At 59.2% G+C, this 15,207-nt stretch carries 18 protein-coding genes; 15 read left to right on the forward strand and 3 right to left on the reverse strand.

Annotated elements, in window-relative coordinates:
- Positions 1 to 198: 198 nt before the first annotated feature.
- The 6 genes from OKC41_RS02560 (at position 199) to OKC41_RS02590 (ending at position 5,610) form a co-directional block, all read left to right on the forward strand.
- A complete protein-coding gene (locus tag OKC41_RS02560) occupies positions 199 to 438 on the forward strand; it encodes a hypothetical protein (protein WP_270671751.1) in 240 nt (79 codons plus the stop codon).
- Positions 435 to 692 carry a hypothetical protein gene (locus OKC41_RS02565; RefSeq protein ID WP_270671706.1) on the forward strand — a complete coding sequence of 86 codons (258 nt, stop codon included), beginning with the start codon at positions 435 to 437 and terminating at the stop codon, positions 690 to 692. The genes OKC41_RS02560 and OKC41_RS02565 overlap by 4 nt, the downstream gene beginning before the upstream one ends.
- Complete coding sequence (locus OKC41_RS02570; RefSeq protein ID WP_270671707.1) at positions 689 to 2,977, forward strand: replication endonuclease; 2,289 nt, start codon at positions 689 to 691, stop codon at positions 2,975 to 2,977. Before OKC41_RS02565 ends, OKC41_RS02570 begins: the two co-directional genes overlap by 4 nt.
- Before the next feature lie 973 nt (positions 2,978 to 3,950).
- Positions 3,951 to 4,772, forward strand: a complete 822-nt coding sequence (locus OKC41_RS02580) for a hypothetical protein (RefSeq protein ID WP_270671709.1) — start codon at positions 3,951 to 3,953, stop codon at positions 4,770 to 4,772.
- Positions 4,773 to 4,904: 132 nt separating this feature from the next.
- Positions 4,905 to 5,339: a toll/interleukin-1 receptor domain-containing protein gene (locus OKC41_RS02585; protein WP_270671711.1), complete on the forward strand. Its 435-nt coding sequence runs from the start codon at positions 4,905 to 4,907 to the stop codon at positions 5,337 to 5,339.
- Positions 5,332 to 5,610, forward strand: a complete 279-nt coding sequence (locus tag OKC41_RS02590) for a hypothetical protein (RefSeq protein WP_270671713.1) — start codon at positions 5,332 to 5,334, stop codon at positions 5,608 to 5,610. The genes OKC41_RS02585 and OKC41_RS02590 overlap by 8 nt, the downstream gene beginning before the upstream one ends.
- Before the next feature lie 12 nt (positions 5,611 to 5,622).
- Here OKC41_RS02590 and OKC41_RS02595 read toward each other — a convergent pair whose 3' ends face one another.
- Genes OKC41_RS02595 through OKC41_RS02605 form a run of 3 tightly spaced genes read right to left on the reverse strand, consistent with a single transcriptional unit; the run spans position 5,623 to position 8,762 of the window.
- On the reverse strand, positions 5,623 to 5,874 hold the full coding sequence (locus OKC41_RS02595) for an ogr/Delta-like zinc finger family protein (RefSeq protein WP_159167621.1): 252 nt from the start codon (positions 5,872 to 5,874) through the stop codon (positions 5,623 to 5,625).
- Between the two features lie 60 nt (positions 5,875 to 5,934).
- On the reverse strand, positions 5,935 to 6,951 hold the full coding sequence (locus OKC41_RS02600; protein ID WP_270671716.1) for a phage portal protein: 1,017 nt from the start codon (positions 6,949 to 6,951) through the stop codon (positions 5,935 to 5,937).
- Positions 6,948 to 8,762, reverse strand: coding sequence for a terminase family protein (locus OKC41_RS02605; protein WP_270671718.1), 1,815 nt, complete (start codon positions 8,760 to 8,762; stop codon positions 6,948 to 6,950). Before OKC41_RS02605 ends, OKC41_RS02600 begins: the two co-directional genes overlap by 4 nt.
- 175 nt (positions 8,763 to 8,937) lie before the next feature.
- Here OKC41_RS02605 and OKC41_RS02610 point away from each other — a divergent pair, with 175 nt between their 5' ends.
- The 9 genes from OKC41_RS02610 to OKC41_RS02650 all read left to right on the forward strand — a co-directional run bounded on the left by OKC41_RS02610 (position 8,938) and on the right by OKC41_RS02650 (position 15,198).
- Positions 8,938 to 9,810: a GPO family capsid scaffolding protein gene (locus OKC41_RS02610; protein ID WP_202014883.1), complete on the forward strand. Its 873-nt coding sequence runs from the start codon at positions 8,938 to 8,940 to the stop codon at positions 9,808 to 9,810.
- Between the two features lie 9 nt (positions 9,811 to 9,819).
- Positions 9,820 to 10,869 carry a phage major capsid protein, P2 family gene (locus tag OKC41_RS02615; protein WP_270671721.1) on the forward strand — a complete coding sequence of 350 codons (1,050 nt, stop codon included), beginning with the start codon at positions 9,820 to 9,822 and terminating at the stop codon, positions 10,867 to 10,869.
- Between the two features lie 3 nt (positions 10,870 to 10,872).
- On the forward strand, positions 10,873 to 11,601 hold the full coding sequence (locus OKC41_RS02620) for a terminase endonuclease subunit (RefSeq protein WP_202014887.1): 729 nt from the start codon (positions 10,873 to 10,875) through the stop codon (positions 11,599 to 11,601).
- Positions 11,602 to 11,725: 124 nt separating this feature from the next.
- On the forward strand, positions 11,726 to 12,187 hold the full coding sequence (locus OKC41_RS02625; RefSeq protein ID WP_202014889.1) for a head completion/stabilization protein: 462 nt from the start codon (positions 11,726 to 11,728) through the stop codon (positions 12,185 to 12,187).
- Entirely contained in the window at positions 12,184 to 12,708 is a 525-nt protein-coding gene (locus tag OKC41_RS02630) for a phage tail protein (protein ID WP_270671723.1), read from the forward strand. The genes OKC41_RS02625 and OKC41_RS02630 overlap by 4 nt, the downstream gene beginning before the upstream one ends.
- Entirely contained in the window at positions 12,705 to 13,391 is a 687-nt protein-coding gene (locus tag OKC41_RS02635) for a phage virion morphogenesis protein (RefSeq protein ID WP_270671724.1), read from the forward strand. The genes OKC41_RS02630 and OKC41_RS02635 overlap by 4 nt, the downstream gene beginning before the upstream one ends.
- Before the next feature lie 4 nt (positions 13,392 to 13,395).
- A complete protein-coding gene (locus tag OKC41_RS02640; RefSeq protein WP_270671725.1) occupies positions 13,396 to 14,520 on the forward strand; it encodes a DUF2586 domain-containing protein in 1,125 nt (374 codons plus the stop codon).
- A gap of 3 nt (positions 14,521 to 14,523) precedes the next feature.
- The gene (locus tag OKC41_RS02645) at positions 14,524 to 14,979 is read left to right on the forward strand and encodes a phage protein (protein WP_039040909.1); all 456 of its coding nucleotides are present in this window, start codon (positions 14,524 to 14,526) and stop codon (positions 14,977 to 14,979) included.
- 9 nt (positions 14,980 to 14,988) lie between these two features.
- A complete protein-coding gene (locus tag OKC41_RS02650) occupies positions 14,989 to 15,198 on the forward strand; it encodes a TraR/DksA family transcriptional regulator (RefSeq protein WP_270671726.1) in 210 nt (69 codons plus the stop codon).
- Positions 15,199 to 15,207 lie beyond the last annotated feature (9 nt).

Raw genomic sequence — 15,207 nt, forward strand, 5'->3', positions numbered from 1 at the left:
ATTGCCCGTCAGGCCCCCAAGCTCGTCGAAGGGCTGCTGGCCGACATGTTCGCAGCCAATGCCGAAGATAACCGCATCGCCCTGGGCGGGATTTACTCCGGCCAGCAATACATCCAGCTCCAACTGGTCGCCACCTGCAATCCGGCCGCCCTGCTGGATGACGACAGCGGTGAGGACGATGACGAAGAGGGGCCGGCCATGACCCCGACTCATGGCCCGCTGGTCACTCACTGGCTGGCAGCCCGCGCCGAGTTTATCGCCGCCGGTGGTGAAGCCCGGGGGGATAGAGACATCGCCCGGGAGCTGCTGGCACTCGGGGCCGTGCGATCCGTCTATTGGCTGGCGCTGGGTCAGGGTGAAACCGCCCTGGCCCGGGAGATTGGCGAGTGGTGGCGCGAGTGCGCCCCGCTGCACGGACAAGGTGAGGTGATCCAGTGACCCATCACCTGCAGCAGGAGCTGGCCAGCCTGATGCACCGCTGGCAAGAGACCTATCGGGAAGACGCAGCGCGGCTGCGTCTTTATCAACGGGAGCTGGCCAAGGTGCGCCAGCTGCCTGCACGACCCCGGGCAAGCATTACGCTGTTACTGCGCCAGTGTGCGGCAGCCCGCCGCATGAAAGCCCATGCGCAGCAGCGCATCCAAGGCTGCCAATCCCGCATCAGCTTGTTATCTGGTACCGCCATCCAATGAGTCGAACAACCACCCGGCTGCCGCTGTCGAAAAGGACACTGCGGCAGCGCATCGATACCCTTTCCAATGCTCTACCCGGCGTCAATCTTGACGCTGCTTTCATTGGCGTACCCGGTCAATCTGATCTGGCGTGGGCCGTGCAACTGCTCGATGGCCTCCCCCCCCAACTCAGCCTGACCCTGTTCAAACAATACGTGCGACGCCGTAAAGATGGCAGCACCCGCCATGCCCGCAATGGCAACATCTGGCTTCGTGAGCGGACCAAGCTGGTGCGCGGCCTTATCCAGGCCTTGCCAGTGGACTCGCAGGTCCTGCGCGATGAAGAGAGCCGCAAGCGGGTGGCGCATCAGTTCGCCAACCAGACGGCCGCCATCTGGCACAACATCGAGCAGGGCATCAAAGCCGGCGATGAGCCGGATCTGCTGCTGACATGGGAAGCCATCCGCCAGCCTGCCGACCAGTGGGACTTTATAGGGGAGTTGCCCGAATTCAAAACCGAGGAGGTGCGTGATAACTGGATCCTGAGCGTGATGGTGCGCCTGCTCTCTGCCAAGTGGTGGGAAAAGCGGATCAACCGCACCTGGGACAGACTGCAGGAGCACATCAACATCGTGCTCGGCAAGGTGCGCAAGGGGGTGTCGGCGTATGTGTCGAACGCCACCATGAAGGTAGTGCGTGAGCGCAAGCGGGCCATGATGCGCTGGTTGGCTGAGTCGGAGGTAATGAACACACAGCATGACCTGGTGATCTCGATGAAGGATTGCTGGGAGGCCAGCAACGCCAACCCGGTCAACCGCCGCAACGAGATGATGGTGCGGATGCGCGGCTTTGAAGATTACGCCGAAGAGCAAGGGCATGTGGGGGTCTTCTTCACCTGGACGGCACCTTCCCGCTTTCATGCCTGGACACAGAAACACGACGGCAAGACCGTAGAGAACAAACACTATGAAGGGGCAACGCCGCGGGAAACCTGCGCTTATCTGGCCAAGCTATGGAGCCTGACTCGGGCCGCCCTCAAACGCAATGATTTACCTGTCTACGGCTTTCGGGTGTGCGAACCGCATCACGACGGTACCCCGCACTGGCACATGCTGCTCTTTATGCGCCCTGCCAATAAATGGCGGGTGATCAGCACCCTGCAACGCTATGCCCTCACCGATGATCATCAGGAGCTGGTGCGCGAGATCCAGGGGCGCCCGCCCTTCACTGACATCAAACCCCGCTTTGACTGGAAAGAGATAGACCCGGCCAAGGGCGACGCCACCGGCTACATCGCCGCCTATATCGCCAAGAACATCGACGGTGAGCATGTGAATGGTGATCAGGAGTCTGACACTCCTGCTGATCAAGGGGCCCAGCATGCATGCGCCTGGGCCAGTTGGTGGGGGATCCGCACCTTCCAGCAAATTGGCGGCGCCCCTGTTGGGGTGTGGCGCGAGCTGCGTCGCATCAGCAACGCCAAGAAGCATGGCGATCTGGTGGGCCCACCTAAACCGGTGTTGCAAGACCCACGCTTTGAGGCCGCCCGCTTTGCCGCGGATAACGGCATCTTCCGCTGCTACCTGCAGGCCATGGGCGGCGCCCTGGCGACCCGGGCCGAACACCCCATCAAGCTGGCCCACCTCATTGAGGAGCAGGCCAACACTTACGGCGAAGACATCAAACGCCTGATGGGCCTGCACACTGCCCGCCTGGGTGTGCGCACTCGTTTGACCGGGTGGGAAGTGGTGCCTGCCGGTACCTTTGAGGCCACCAAGGCCGCCGTGGGTTCGGCTTGGGGGGTTGGGGTTAAGACGGGCGACAGCCCGGCTCCTTGGAGCTCTGACAATAACTGTACGCGGCCGGATCCTGATGCCTTCGCAGACCAGATCATGAGGGAGCAATGGGGTTTATCACCCTTCTCTATCGGCCGTTTATGGGCAGGCGCCAGCGTCAGCGCGAACGGTTATACCCATTGGCTTGAAAACGGGCAGTTGCAGAGCCACCGAACGATACCGAGTGAACCAGATTGGTTACCGGATTGGTTGCCGGCAGCAGAATCGGATCCGCAGGCAGAACCAGATACCATTGATCCAGATGATGAACGTTGGCCAGCACTGGTGATGGATTGTTACGAGTTGTTCAACGCCTACGGATTCGCGGCATGCCAGCAGTGGATCGAAGCGCAGCCCAATCCATATCGGTGTGAACTCTGGCGCGTGCTGGATAAAATAGACCGTGCCGATCGGCTCGAAGTAGAAGGCCATCTTTTTGACGAACTGATGAACGAGGTAGAGTGTGACTGACCTATTTGCCAAGCTGGCGGCCCTGCAAGGCGAGCTGCCTACGACATCCCATACCTATAAACCGTTGAGCGCAGCACAATACGAAGAGCTGGAGTGCCAAATCTACCGAATGGGACCGCAGATTGACGGCACTCCGGCTTGGGAACCTGAATTGATGCTTGAGTGGCTGCAGCAACAAACGCCGCAGAGCAGAGGCATAGCTATTACCATGATGCGTCGGGCCTACAAGCCGCAGCGGGTGGGGCTCCCTCCCTTGCCCCACCCTATTGCAGGCCGGAGAACGGCTATTAAGCAGAAAGCAAAACCCACCACCTCCCCGCCAATGACAACGCTGCTCTCTGAAGATGGACGCACGTTGGGTAAGCGCCACCTTGTGGGCAACCTCCCCCCCGTGGTCATCGACCAAAGCGGCACCATCCGTTGCGCCAGCACAGGCCGTACCCTCTGGATAGCACCGGGTAGCCCGATCGATCGCGCCAACCCTGGCGCAGCCGAACAGCTCAACCCAACATATCGGCCGGCACTGCATCAGGTAATAGCTGACCACCGTCAACATGTAAAAGCTGCCACCAGATGAGTTTCAGTGAACACAGATCAGGGCCTGCTGGTATGCTCACCAGAAGGCCCTATCCTTTCACTTCTCTCTCGTTTCGCCATCCTGCATCTTGGCCAACTGCATCATGTGTTACGGGTCGCCTCGATCACAGTCATTACTGATTCACGAAGACGAGGTTTGGTGATGCTTTCCATTGCAACTCCTTGGCTTTTTTTTTGTGCAACCGTAGTGGTGGCGCGAGAAAGATGAGGTCCAGCGAATACGTCTAGACAGCGAACATATACAGGTAATATCATGATATGAAATGATTTTTTCAGTGCCATGAGAGTAGGGTGGAGTTATATGAAAGGCTATATTAGTGGCTTAATACAATTTTCCATCTAATCACTTTTAATCTATTTGAACTAGGAGGATCAATTGATAGAGTTTTTAAGGGATATTCCAACTTCCATTTGGTCAGTAACATTGGGCTCTTTTATTACATTTCTCGGCGTATTAATTTCCAATAGACACAACAGAAAGAGATTGGAAATTCAACTAACCCATGATGAAGAGCTTAAAAAAATTGAAAGAAAGGCATCAATTAGACGCGAGGTTTATTTGAGCGCCACTGAAGAACTGGTCAAGGCAAGCAATTACCTTGGGTCTCTTGCACAAATAGACCCTACCAAAACCAATATTGCTGACGGCCTTCAAGGCTTTTTTATTTCAGCAGCCAAATTAGGATTGGTTGCCGAACAGGAGACGGGAAAAGCATTAAATGACTTGATGTTGTCTTATAGCGATCTATTCTTTAAATTACTAGCGAAAACCACCCCTATTAGTGATTTGAAAATCAGAATAAATATAATAGATCTTCACTATGAAGAGTCTCAAACACAAATCAAAAGACTTTTAGCTGCAATGACCAGTCAACATGAGTCTGGAAGGCCAGATGAAGCTATATTTAAAGCCTTAAGCGAGTCATTTGAGTTTCATAGTAACAGGTCAAATGAGCTATCAACCGAAAGAGAGCAACACTGGGACAAATTAAATGAACTCACAATCAAGTTTGCAATAGAAGTGGCCCAAGAAATGAAAACCATTGCACTACTTCAACTTCCAGTTATGGTAGGGATACGCAAAGAATTAGATATAGAAACCGATATCGAAACTTATAAACAACAAGCACTAATTAGTGCTGAAAAAGTTAGCAAGCAACTTGATGGATTTATATCAGAAATGGAAGAGCAGGTTTAACAAGTCAATCTGGCGGATGGTTTTCAAGTTGCATTTTTTCATTCTGCCTCGCTCCACTTCATGGCAAAAGTGCGACTTAAAAACCACCGTTATCCTCGGCGTCAGGCATTAATAAAACAAGGAGTAATAATCTTGAAAAAAAATGTTTTCATTTCCTACAATCATTCCAATGAAAACACTGAAGCTATTCGTAACATTGCCACTAAACTTAGTGAGATGGGACTTAAAGTTTGGCTTGACCAATATGAATTAAAACCGGGGGATAGTATTCTTAAAAATATAAATAACGCTATAGATAACTCTTCATACGTTATTGTTGTTGTTTCGCCCAATGATAAAAAAAGTTATTGGGCAACACATGAGCTTAACCTAGCTGTTAATAAAGGAAAGCGGATAATTCCTATAATGGTTAACAACGCAACACCTTCTGACTTACCAGATATAATTTCTGACAAGTTAGCTGTAGATATATCTAAAAATATAAATAATTTAAAGATTGTTTACAATTCAATTGAATCCGATAAGAGCGTCTGGAATAAACTTAAGGGGTATCTAATAAATGATTGATATCCCAGCAACTATACAAGTCTTTTTGTGTGGACTTACAGGAAGCATTTTAGTTGAAGTTTTAACGATTCTTAAATATTACCAAAGCCCAGGTAAATTCCCTATGCGCTATCAGAAAAAGGGATTCTGGTGTACTCGTATAGTGTTAGCTTTAGGGGGTGGTTTTTTTGCCTTTTTATATAATCCAGCGAGTTTACTTTTGGCAGTTCATATTGGTGTATCAACCCCTCTACTAATTGCTTCTTTAACTGAAAATTTGCCGAGTGAGTAAATATAAGGGGCGCTATTGCGCCCCCAGTCCCTTGAGTACCAACTGCCGCCCCTCTGGAGTCAGCGACCCCATCAAGCTGAGTACCAACTGATTCGTGGTCTTGGCCGAGGGGCTTAGGGTGTGGGCGAAAGACAAGGTGGCCACCCAGCTATGGCCACACTCGGCATCGGTGCACTGGCAGTAGAGATCCGAGACATCATCGCTCAGTCGGTTGGTCTTGGTAATGCGGCCCCGCTGACCACACTCTTTGCAATAAACCCGCATCAGATCTCCCCTTCCCCATAAAAATCAACGATCTATTTTGCCACAGCAATCACTGTTTGTTTATACAGTGGAGCCTACATTCTCCCGAAAATCGACCAAGAGGGATCGAGGGAGTCCAGCGCTGTTGATGGCATCCTGGATAAGCTCGCACAGCGGCAGCACCTCGTTCCTGGCATAGGTGGCGTCGTACTTCTCGGGATCCCCGAGCCCTCCCCCGCCATTGGTCGGGATGATGCCAGCCAGCGCCGCCGGGAAGCGATGGGATGTCAGCACATCCTGGGCGGTGATCCCCTTGATGGCCGCGAACTCATCCTTGGTCGCGATGTCCCCCACCGGGATCAGCTTGATGCCATCGGGCTTGCCGTCCGGGATGTTGACGAACATGGATCGGAAGTTCCCCACCCCCTTGCTGCTCGCGATCATCTCCTTCATCTCCTCCTCGGTGTCGTCGTCCATGTTGGGATCGGTGGCGTAGAAGATGAACCCCATGTGGGCACCGTTGAGGAAGTATTTGCGCCGAAACAGGGTGGCGTCCTGGTTGAGCAGTGCCGACTGCAGGCCGCCCAGGTAATCGGGCATGCCATAGACCTGCTGCTCGGGATCGTACTGGGCCAGCCAAATCACATCTTCAGGGCGGTAAATCAGGTTAGGCTTGCCCTGCTGCAGGTAGACAAAACACCCATCCTCGCGCCGGCGCAGATAGACGCTCGAGAGCGGGTGCAGCCCCACCACCTGGCCAAAGCCGTTGCGCAGTTTGAGTAGTCCCGCATCCCCAAACTGCAGGTAGTTGTGCACGAACGCCGTGATGGTCGCGCGCTGGTTGGTGAAGCGCCCCGCCACCATGTTGCGCCTTGCCATCAGGATGGCCCCATGGTGGGCGTTGGCCCGAGCCACCTTGGCCAGCCCCTTGCGCTCGATAGGCGGCTGGTAATATTCCCCATAGGGGTTGTAGAACACCCCGGTGTAATCGGTCATCCAGGCCGTGGGGTCGATGGCCTCTGGCATGCTGAAGGCCACGGCGCTGCGGTTGGGTGAGGCGACCGCGTGGGCCGGTTGTTGTTTCTGTCGCTTGGTCATGCTGCCTTCTTCTCCTGGCTAGTTGCCCAGGTGGATTTGCGTTTGCGGTGGGTATCGAGGGGCTCATTGGCCACGGCGTGGGCGATGGCAAAAAACACGTCGGCGTGTCCGGTCACGTTGTCGCGCGCCGCCCTGAACGTCATCTGGCCACCGCCGGTGGTGCTGCGCTTGATGGCGAGGAAGGCGAGCGGAATGTCCCGATCCGAGCTGTCCCACTCGATGCGGTTCGCCTCCACCACGTCGATCATCTTGAGCACCAGCCGCGATTTGCTCTCGATGCTGTAGTTGATGGGGTGGCACACCCCTTTGAAGACAGGCTTCAAGAGGTCAAACACCCCGGCGCCGATGCCGGAGACATCGACCCCGAGGTACGTGACCCGGAACTTCTTGGCGATGCGCTCTATCTCCTGGGCCTGGAACTGGAAGTTGAGCCCGCGCCAGTAGTGCTTTTCCAGCACCCGGAAACGCTCGCCGGCGACGGAGGGCGGGGCGATCACCACCAGGGTGGCGTTGTCGCGGGTGCGGCTCGGGTCATAGCCCAGCCACACCTCGCGCCGGCCAAACGGATCGGGGCGACCGGGCTTGTAGTCCTCCCACCGGGTCGGGTCCACCCCTGCCCGCTCCATGTCCTGGAACTTGAACACCGACAGGGCATCGTCGATAAAGCGGCACATGTAGAGCCTGTTGAACACCTCCTCCGGGTACTCGTCTTTGAGTTCCTCGATGTCGATGAGGTGGCAGCCAAGGCGAATGGCATCCTCGATGGTGATGACGTAGCGCCACTGCCTGTCCGGGCAGACGCGGCCACCGTCGCGCAGGTCATCCTCACCCGGGAAGTCGATGGCCACCCGGCTCGGGCGCTGCCCCTTCCAGCGATCTCCGGTCCAGAACCTATACGCTTCATGCACCTTGCTCGACGGGGTCGAGAAGTAGGTCTTGCGCCAGTGGCTCTGGGGGGCCATGGCACTGGCCACGTCCGAGAGCTTCTCGAAGTTGGGGATCCAGAAGTATTCGTCGATGTAGACGTTGCCGGAGCGAGATTGGGCGCTGTTGGAGTTGGTGGAGCAAAAATGCAGCTCCGCCCCGTTCGACAGGACGATGGGGTTACCGGTCAGGGGGACGCCGAGGAAAGTCTGGGCAATCTTGCAGATGTAAGAGCGAAACACCTCAGCCTGGGCGCGGGTAGCTGACAGGAAGATCTGGTTGCCGCCTGTAAGCACCGCATCTTCCAGCGCTTCGCCGGCGAAGTAGTAGGTCATGCCGATCTGGCGAGACTTCAAGATGTTGCGGGTTCGCGGCAGTGCCGGGTCGTTTTTGGCATCCCGCACCCGCAACTGATAGCCAAACAGGGTGCCCATCCACTCGGCAAAGTCATCGGCCGTCAGGTGGCCGATCTCGTTCTTGGCCTTCTTGCCTCCCTTGCGACTGCCACCTGCCTGGCTACTGCGCTCACGCTTGCCACGGCTGGGCCCGGGCTCATGCCCTTGCTCACGCTGGACCTTGAGGGCCTGCTCGCGCTCGGCCCACTTGAGCGCCTTCTCTTTGAGGCTGACATGGTGGCCGATAAGTCGGTCCAGCTCCTCCTGCTCGCCCGATGTTTTCTTCTCCCGGTGCAGCAACACCTGCACCCGGCGAGCGATGGCATCCTCGACCGCTTCCTCGGTTAGCAGGTCACGCCAGCCGAGCTTTTCGGCCCAGTAGTAGATGATGCGACAGGAGTTGAGCCCCAGTTCGTCCTTGATCTCCTGGGGTGTCCATCGTTTAAGGTAGAGTCCCTTCGCCGCATTGCGGATCTCTTCGGGGTACGCCACGGCGCCTCCATCCGGTGAATGATGGCGCCATCATAGCCAGCCCCCTCCCCCCACTTATCCCTCTGATGTTCTGAGCAATTCGGATTTCCTGCTGGATCCGAATCCCGCCGAACACCTTAGCGTGAAACCCCCTTGCCGACCCGATAGCCTGAGCCCGCATCACTTGGGAGCAGGCATGAACGAATCAACCTTGAGAACTGGCTGGGTCTGTATCGCCACCGAAGGCAAAGCGGTGGACGGGCGGGACATTACCCGCGACTGGCTCACCGACATGGCCGAGACCTACGACCCGACCTATTACACCGCCGTCATCTGGCCCGATCACGATCGCTGGTCCAGCTACGGCACCGTGCAGGCCCTCAAGACCGAAGAGGTGGATGGCAAGCTCAAGCTGTTCGCCATCCTCTGCCCGAATCGGGATCTCATCTACTACAACCAGAGCGGCCAGTATCAGTTCTGCTCCATCGAGCCCTTCGAGAACTTCGCCGATCTGGGCCGCACCTACCTGCTGGGCCTCGGCGTCACCGATGAACCGGCCAGCATCGGGACCACCCATCTCAAGTTCAGCAAGAGCAACAAGGGGCAGGCCGTTGGCACCAGCGAGCCGCTGGACCTCTCCACGTTCAAGCTGCCCAAGCACGAAAAAGCCGATGGCCTGATCGCCAAGTTTTTCAGCTTCCTGGCCAGCCACGGCGAGCAAGCGCCCCAATCACCCCCCAGCCAACCCGAGGATGAGGAAATGACCAAAGAACAGTTCGATCAGATGCTGGGGGCCCTCAATGGCCTTGGCACCAAGATCGATGGCTTCAGCGCCAAGCTGGGCACCAACCCCGCGCCCGATCAACCCGCCACCACAACCACCGAACCCGACAAGGTGGAAGAGAAACCCGGTATCAGCGCCGAGCAGTTCAGCAAGCTGGAGCAGACCCTGGCCAGCCTGACCGACAAGTTCGGCGAGCTGAACGGCAAGATCGACCAGTTCTCCGTCGAGAAGCCGGGCCAGCGCCCGGGCGCACTCGGCGGTGACGATACCCCTGCAGTCTATTAAGGAGCGACCGTGAGCCAGACCCTTACCGTCCAGGCCATGCAGCGCCTGGAGCAATACAGCCATGCCCTGGCCAAGGCCTACGGCATCCCCGTCAACGCCCTGGCCAAACAGTTCAGCGTCACCGGCCCGGTGGAAACCGGCCTGCGCGCCGCCCTGCTCGCCTCCGTCGAATTCCTCGGCCTGATCACCTGCCTGGACGTGGACCAGATCAAGGGGCAGGTGGTGCAGGTTGGCATCGGCAAGCTGTTCACCGGCCGCAAGAAGAACGGCCGCTTCAACGGCAAGATCGGCGTCGATGGCAACACCTACGAGCTGACCGAGACTGATTCTTGCGCTTCGCTGGACTGGGCGACCCTGTGCGTCTGGGCCAACGCCGGCAGCGAGGGCGAGTTCCTGCGCCTGGTGGGTGATTTCATCAACAAGGCGTTTGCCCTGGACATGCTGCGGGTCGGCTGGAACGGCGTGGAAGCGGCCGCCGATACCGATCCCGCCGAGCACCCGCTGGGGGAAGACGTCAACAAGGGCTGGCACCAGATCGCCCGCGAGTGGAACGGCGGCAGCCAGATCATCAAGGCCAAGGCTGGCGAGAAGATCTACTTCGACCCGGACGGCAAGGGGGATTACAAGACCCTGGACGAGATGGCCTCCGATCTTATCAACACCACCATCGATCCCCTGTTCCGCCAGGACCCGCGTCTGGTGGTGCTGGTCGGTACCGACCTCATCGCCGCCGCCCAGGCCAAGCTCTACAGCGAGGCCACCAAGCCGAGCGAGCAGATCGCCGCCCAGAAGCTGGCCGAGTCCATCGCCGGGCGCCGTGCCTACATCCCGCCCTTCTTCCCGGGCAAGCGAATGGTGGTCACCCCCCTGGACAACCTGCACATCTACACCCAGCGCGACACCCGCAAGCGCAAGGCGGACGATAACCAGGATCGCAAGTGCTTCGATAACCAGTACTGGCGCATGGAAGGCTATGCCCTCGGCGAGCACCTGGCATATGGCGGTTTTGAAGAGGCAGACATCGAGATCGGCGCCGCGCCGGCGGCCCCCGAGGCCTAAGCCATGAGCTCACCCGGTCAACGCCACAAACAGCGCGTGCACGCCGTGCAGGGGGCCCAGCAGGCCGCCAGCTCAGGCGTGGCCACCGGCGCGGTGGCCGACAGCCTGCACCTGCAACTGATTGCCCTGGAGCAGGACATGATCCGGCTGCGCAAGCTGGCCCGCATCGGGGACCGGGTGAACATGAAACGCGATGAGCTGATGCCCAAGTACCGCCCCTATGTGGAGCGCTATCTGGCCGCCGTCAGCGAGTCTGGCCAGCCCTATCAGAACGAACTGTTCCAGCGCCTCATCATCTGGGCTTTCGATGTCGGCGACTTCGACGCCGGCATCACCTGGAGCGACCTCGCCATCACCCAGGGCCAACGCACCCCGGCAAACATCAAGCGCAACTGGGCCCACTTCGTGGCCGACACCGTGCTGGAGTGGGCCGAGAAACAGGCGGCCGAAGGGCACGCCGTCGAGCCCTGGTTCTCCCGGGTGTTCGACAAGGTGCGCAATGACTGGCGCCTCAACGAACGGCTGACCGCCAAGTGGTTCAAGGCCGCCGGTTGCCTGCTGCTGCGGGGCCACAACGGCCAGCCCCGCCCGAGCGCCGTGGGGGACAGCGCCACCCTGGAGCAGGCCGATCACTGGCTGGCCCAGGCCGAGCAGCTGCACGGCAAGGTGGGCGTCGGCACCTTGCGCCAGAAGATTGCCATGCGCCTGCGGGCGCTGAACCCAGAGCACTGACACCGGAACAAACCGACTCTCCGCGCCGTCGCACCCCGGCGCGAATGCCATGGACCGCCTCTGGCGAACCCTGCGGCAATTGCGTGGCTACAGGGGTGCACCCATTCAACCAGCGAGGCAAGCCATGTTTGCAGGCAAGGACATCGACTATAGCGCCGCCACTATCCGCAATGACGGGTTCTGGCCGGATGTGGCCGTCGCCGACTTCGAACGCCGCCGCGCCCTGCCTGCCGATCTGGACCAGCAGACCACCGGCGCCGCCTTGCTGGCCGCCGTCTCTGAAATCAACCTGCAGCTCGCCAGCCATCAGACAGCGCTGCAGGGCAAGGGCTACACCACTGCCGCCGAGGTACCTGGGACCAGCCTGGAAGGTGGCAACAACGCCCTGACCGAGCAGTACCTGGCCGCCGTCTTCGCCCGCGCCAAGGCCGCCTTGCTGCCGGAGTTCGCCAGCGTCACCGAACGGGCCACCGCCAACAACCAGGTGGAGCGATCCCCGGACCAGCGTGCCCAGTTGCTGGCCGAGAGCCAGCAGCTGGTGCGCAGCATCAAGGGCAAGCACCGGGCGGGGGTATCGCTGATATGAGCGCAGCCATGAACGAGCAGCAGGCCCAGGGATACTTCCTGCAGGCACTCCACGCCGAGTTACTGCGGGTGCTGCCGGGCAAATGCCACAAGCGCCTGGATAGCTGGATGGAGAACGGCACCATCAAGCTCGAACCCAGGAACATGGGGCCCACCGGGGTGGATGTAGCCTGGCTCACCTACCAGGCGGTGTTCACCATTGAGCAACTGCCGTTTCGAGAGCTGGATCCGGCCATTCTGCTGGCGGCCGTCGCGGCCTGGGTGCAGGAGCACGACGACTTTCGCGAGCAGTTCGAGCTGCCTGATCCCGAGTACGCCGTGACCCCGAACGACGAGCAGACGGCCGACCTCGAGATCCAGCTCCCCTTCGCCGAGCCGCTGCGCCTTATCGAGCACCCGCAAGGGCCTATCAACTGGCTCGGCAAGCGCTGGAGCGTTGCCCCCTATGACATCTGGGTGGCCGAGCACATCGACCTGAACGTGGGTGATACCGGTCAGCACCGGGTCGGGGGCCCAGCATGATCACCATCACGCTCGACGCGCACCGCAGCAAAGACCAGCTCAACCTGCTGGCCCTGCCACCCAAGAAGCGCCAGCGGCTGGTATGGCGAGCCGCCAACGAGATGAAGAAGCTGGCCGCCCGCAACGTACGCCAGCAGCAAGACCCCAATGGCAATGCCTGGGCCCCACGCAAACGGGGCAAACGCAAGATGTTGCGCGGCCTGCCCAAGTTGCTGGAGATCCGCCCCCCCCGTCAGGACGTGGCAGAGCTGGGGTTCACCAAGGGCACCATGAGCGCCCACGCAGGGGTCATCGCCAACACCCACCAGAAGGGGCACACCTACAAGGTGACGGCCGCCAGCCGGCGCCGCATTGCCCCCAGTGATGTGGGCAAGAACAAGCAGGCCAGCAAGGCACAGGGCCGCAAGCTGCGCGAGCTTGGGTTCAAGCGTCCTGGCAAGCGCAAGCGGGCATACCGCTCGGCATCGCTGGGTTGGATCACCGCCAATCTCAACTACGCCCAGGCGGGGTTGCTTATCAAGAAGCTCAAGGACGAACCGGTGAAAGAGAGCTGGGAGATCCAGCTGCCGGCCCGCCCGTTCCTGGGCGCCAACGCCAGGCAAAGGCAGCAGGCCTTCGCCCGCGCCTTGCAGAGCATCGATTACGGCTGGGACGTCAACAAGCAAGACATGAAGGGGAAATAACGGCATGTGGCCTTATGTACAGATCAACAACTTGAACCAGATGCAGGGGCCAGTGACCGAGGTCGAGCGCCACCTGTTGTTCATCGGCAGTGCCGCCAGCAACACCGGCAAGCTGCTCTCACTCAACACCCAATCGGACTTTGACACCCTGTTGGGTGAGGGTGAAAGCGAGCTCAAGACCAACCTGCTGGCCACCCGTGACAACGCAGGCCAGAACTGGACGGCGGCCGCCTACGTGCTGCCAGAAGATGGCGACTGGCTGGCCGCCGTGCGAACCGCCCAGCAGACCCAGTCGTTTGAAGGTGTCGTGGTGCTGGGTCAGGAGTGGGACCAGGCAGGCATCAATGCCGCCCATGCGCTCAACCAGGAGCTGATCGCCAAATGGGGGCGCTGGCAGTTCATGCTGCTGGCGGTACCGGGCATCATCTCCACTGGTGAGGGTAGCCAGGACTGGAGCGAATACGAAGCCACGCTGGCCGCCCTGCAAAACGGTATCGCCGCGAGCTCGGTTTCTCTGGTGCCGCAACTGTGGCCCAACCTCGCCGGCGTCTATGCCGGTCGCCTGTGCAACCGGGCGGTGAGCATCGCAGACAGCCCCTGCCGGGTGAAGACCGGTGCCCTGGTGGGCCTTGGCAACAAGCCGGTGGACAAGGCCGGGATCCCGCTGCCGCTCGCCACCCTGCAAACCCTGGAACAAAACCGCTACTCGGTACCGATGTGGTTTCCGGACTATGACGGCACCTACTGGGCCGATGGCCGCACCCTGGACGCCGAGGGCGGTGACTACCAGGTGATCGAAAACCTGCGGGTGGCCTACAAGGTAGCTCGCCGGATGCGCCTGCGGGCCATCGCCCGCATCGGGGACCGCTCGTTCAACTCCACTCCGGGCAGTACCGCGGCCGCCATCATGTATTTCGGCAAAGACCTGCGCGAGATGGCCAAGGCCACCACCATCAACGGCCAGCCGTTCCCGGGTGACATCGCCTCCCCCAAGGATGGAGACATCAGCATCCAATGGACCGCCAAGAACCTGGTCTCCGTGTACGTGGTGGTGCGCACCGTGGACTGCCCCAAGGGGATCACCGTCAACATCATGCTCGATTTGAGCCTCAACAACGGGGAGGGCTAACCCATGACCAGACGCATTTCAGGCCAGAGCTTCGACACCACGCTGATGGGCACCATGGTCCATGTCGAGAAAGCCAGTCTCTCCATCACCGACAACAGCGCCGTGGCCCAGACCCGGGGGATCCCAGATGGCTTCGTCGATGGGGATGTCGCCGCCGAGGTGGAGTTCGAGCTCGATGCCAAGAATTTCACCCTCCTGAGCGATGCCGCCAAGCGGGCGGGGAGCTGGCGCGGTATGGCGCCGGACGACGTGCTGTTCTACGCCGACACCGGCGACGAAACCATGAAGGTGGAGGCCTTCGGCGTGAAGCTGCAGATCTCTGACCTGCTCGACGTCGATCCCAAGGGGGGCAGCAAGGGGGTTCACAAAATCAAGGGGTTCGTCACCTCCCCCGACTTCGTTCACATCAACGGCGTGCCTTACCTCTCCCAGGAAGACACCCGCCACCTGCTGGGTTAAGGGGGAAGCTTGGACGACATCGATCGCGCCAACCATCACGCCGCCCGCATGCTGGCGATCCAACTCGCCAACCAGGTGGGCAAGGGGCATTACCAGGGGGAGAGCCTGCACCAGTGCGAAGAGTGCGACGACGACATCCCCGAGGGACGCCGCCGCCACGTACCCGGGGTGCGCCTGTGCGTCCCCTGCCAGACCCGCCTTGAGAGGCTGGACCGCTAATCAGAGCAA

Origin of the sequence: Aeromonas sp. QDB17 (assembly GCF_027705305.1) — a bacterium.
GTDB classification, from domain to species: Bacteria; Pseudomonadota; Gammaproteobacteria; order Enterobacterales; family Aeromonadaceae; genus Aeromonas; species Aeromonas caviae.

What these genes read in the sequence shown, in the direction of transcription:
- OKC41_RS02560 (WP_270671751.1), top strand. Translation starts at nt 199, where the DNA reads ATGACCCCGACTCATGGCCCGCTGGTCACTCACTGGCTGGCAGCCCGC.
- OKC41_RS02570 (WP_270671707.1), top strand. Translation starts at nt 689, where the DNA reads ATGAGTCGAACAACCACCCGGCTGCCGCTGTCGAAAAGGACACTGCGG.
- OKC41_RS02590 (WP_270671713.1), top strand. Translation starts at nt 5,332, where the DNA reads ATGATTGATATCCCAGCAACTATACAAGTCTTTTTGTGTGGACTTACA.
- OKC41_RS02595 (WP_159167621.1), bottom strand. Translation starts at nt 5,874, where the DNA reads ATGCGGGTTTATTGCAAAGAGTGTGGTCAGCGGGGCCGCATTACCAAG.
- OKC41_RS02600 (WP_270671716.1), bottom strand. Translation starts at nt 6,951, where the DNA reads ATGACCAAGCGACAGAAACAACAACCGGCCCACGCGGTCGCCTCACCC.
- OKC41_RS02610 (WP_202014883.1), top strand. Translation starts at nt 8,938, where the DNA reads ATGAACGAATCAACCTTGAGAACTGGCTGGGTCTGTATCGCCACCGAA.
- OKC41_RS02620 (WP_202014887.1), top strand. Translation starts at nt 10,873, where the DNA reads ATGAGCTCACCCGGTCAACGCCACAAACAGCGCGTGCACGCCGTGCAG.
- OKC41_RS02625 (WP_202014889.1), top strand. Translation starts at nt 11,726, where the DNA reads ATGTTTGCAGGCAAGGACATCGACTATAGCGCCGCCACTATCCGCAAT.
- OKC41_RS02630 (WP_270671723.1), top strand. Translation starts at nt 12,184, where the DNA reads ATGAGCGCAGCCATGAACGAGCAGCAGGCCCAGGGATACTTCCTGCAG.
- OKC41_RS02635 (WP_270671724.1), top strand. Translation starts at nt 12,705, where the DNA reads ATGATCACCATCACGCTCGACGCGCACCGCAGCAAAGACCAGCTCAAC.
- OKC41_RS02640 (WP_270671725.1), top strand. Translation starts at nt 13,396, where the DNA reads ATGTGGCCTTATGTACAGATCAACAACTTGAACCAGATGCAGGGGCCA.
- OKC41_RS02645 (WP_039040909.1), top strand. Translation starts at nt 14,524, where the DNA reads ATGACCAGACGCATTTCAGGCCAGAGCTTCGACACCACGCTGATGGGC.